The 2,160-nt window shown below is 78.2% G+C and carries 2 protein-coding genes and 1 pseudogene; 2 read left to right on the top strand and 1 reads right to left on the bottom strand.

Going from position 1 to position 2,160, the window contains the following annotated elements; genetic code table 11:
• Window positions 1-531 (bottom strand): annotated as a pseudogene (locus AE652_RS37050) (hypothetical protein); the annotation flags it as partial.
• 223 nt (window positions 532-754) lie between these two features.
• On the opposite strand from AE652_RS37050, the gene AE652_RS37055 reads away from it, so the two are divergent.
• Both AE652_RS37055 and AE652_RS37060 read left to right on the top strand, forming a co-directional pair.
• On the top strand, window positions 755-1,786 hold the full coding sequence (locus AE652_RS37055) for a GNAT family N-acetyltransferase (RefSeq protein ID WP_159028664.1): 1,032 nt from the start codon (window positions 755-757) through the stop codon (window positions 1,784-1,786).
• Window positions 1,779-2,160, top strand: a 382-nt coding sequence (locus AE652_RS37060; protein ID WP_049659579.1) for an aminotransferase class IV, incomplete at its 3' end; no start/stop codon positions are given. The genes AE652_RS37055 and AE652_RS37060, both read left to right, overlap by 8 nt.

Genomic DNA, 2,160 nt, shown 5'->3' on the forward strand with positions numbered 1-2,160 from the left:
CGCGACCACCGGCGAGGCGGTGAGCGCGGCGGCGCCGAGCCGGCGCCCGGCGGGCACCGTCCGCAGCACGCAGACCAGGAACACCGCCGCGCACCACAGCCGGGCGTCGCCCAGCGGCGAGCCGCCCAGCGGGGTGCCGTCCAGCAGCGCCCGGGGCAGGCCCAGCAGGGCCATCCCGGGGAGGTACGGGGTGTACTCCTCGACGGTCCGCGGCTCGGCCAGGTACGGCGTGCCGGTGTGCAGCAGCAGCGACCCGGAGCGCTCGATCACCCCGACCTCGCTCTGCCCCCGCCCGTCCAGGACCAGCAGGAGCAGTGGCACCAGCACCGCCCCGAGGGCCGCGACCGCCACCGAGACCTCACGTCCGCGCCGCCGCACCAGCACCACGGCGAGCGCCGCCAGCAGGTACCCGCAGGCCGCCCAGGCCCCCCAACTCCGGTGCGGACCGAGCCCGGACACCACCGGGAACGCCCCCGCCCACCCCGCCGCGACCAGCCACCCGCCGCACCACCACCACGCCCGTTTCGTCACCGCTTCATTGCATCGCCGCAGCTCGGCGGGGTCATCACGGCCAGGTCGAGTCTCGTGGTCGGGTTTTCCCTACCCCGCCCCGACGGCCGCCGGTGGCGGGCGCCGTCCTCGGGGCCGGCCCGGCGGCGGGGCGGGGTCGGCGCCACCTCCCGCTCCCCGCACTGACATTCGGTGGCGGCCGGATTACTGATCGTCCCGGCCGCGCCGCTATCCTCGCCCTGTGGTGAGGTCGTGGGATGCGGCGGTGGAGCGGGCGCAGGACCGGCTGGCGGCGGGGCCGCGGCTTCGGGCGGCCGGGCCGGGGGACGAACGGCGGTTCGCGCTCTGGGACTTGGCGTCCCTGGTGGAGGGCGGGCTGGGCGAGCTGGTGGACCCGGACGGGCTGGCGCCGCCGGCGGAGCGCGCCTGGCGGGAGCGGCTGGGGGAGAGCGGGCGGGAGTGGCCGGGCGGTGAGCTGTACCGGCGGCGCTACTGGATCCAGGACGACGACGGCGCCGTGGTGGGCACCGTCGCCGTGGACAACTGGACCAAGGGCCCGAGCCAGCTCGCCGTCTCCTCCCTCTACGTGACCCCGGCCGCGCGCGGGCGGGGCCTGGCCGCCGCCGCGCTGGACGAGGTGTACGCGGCGGCCACCGCCGAGGGCCTGCCGGGGTTCCGGCTGGAGGCGCACTGGACCTGGCAGCCGGCGGTCCGCTACTACCTGCGCCGGGGCCTGTGGGTGGTGGGCTGGAAGCACTCGCTCTCCTTCGCCCGGATGCCCCAACTCCCCCTGCACCGGGTGCGGGAGGAGGACGGCCGGCTGCTCCTGCTGGTCGCCGACCGGCTGCGCGGCTGGGTGCCGATACTGGCCGCCGGGCAGGAGGGCCGCTGGCTGCGGCTGGACGAGACGGCGGACTACCGGGGCTGCGACGGCTGGGTGCACGAGTACGCCCGTTCCACGCTGGCCCTGTACCTGGCGCTGGCCGGCCGACCGCTGGTGCGCGGCCCGCAGTGGTGGGCGGAGGCGTGGCGCTGGTCGGACGCCGGGGAGCCGGAGGGCCTGGCGTACCGGATAGAGGAGTTCGAGCGGGTGGCCCGGGCGGCGGGCCGGCGGGTGGTGAGCCCGTACCGCCCGGTGCCGCTGCCGGAGAGCGCGTTGCCGGAGGGCGCGTCGCCGGAGTCCGTCCCGCCGCAGTCAGTGCCCCCGCGGTCCGCGCTGCCGGGCTCCGCGCCGCGGCCCGGGTCCCCGCAGCTGGCAGACTCGGGGGATGGCTGAGATCGAGATCGACGGCGCCCCCGCCGACCCGGCGCGGCTGGCCGCGCTGGGGCTGCTCAACTACGGGCACTTCACCACCCTGCGCGCCGAGGCGGGCCGGGTGCGCGGTCTGGCCCTGCACCTGGACCGGCTGGTCCGGGACTGCCGGGTGCTGTTCGGCGCCGAGCTGGACCGGGCGGCGGTGCGGGAGCGGATCGGCGCGGTGCTGCCCGCCGACGGTGCGCCGGTGATCGTCCGGGTCACCGTGTACGACCCGGCGCTCGGCCTGGAGCGCCCCGCCGCCCCGGCCGCGCCCGCCCTGCTGGTGACCACCCGCCCGGCCGCGGCGGCCGAGCCCGCCCCGCTGCGGGTCCGCACCGCGGCGTACCGGCGGG

Origin of the sequence: Kitasatospora sp. MY 5-36, assembly GCF_001182915.1 — a bacterium.
In the GTDB taxonomy this organism is placed as follows: Bacteria; Actinomycetota; Actinomycetes; order Streptomycetales; family Streptomycetaceae; genus Kitasatospora.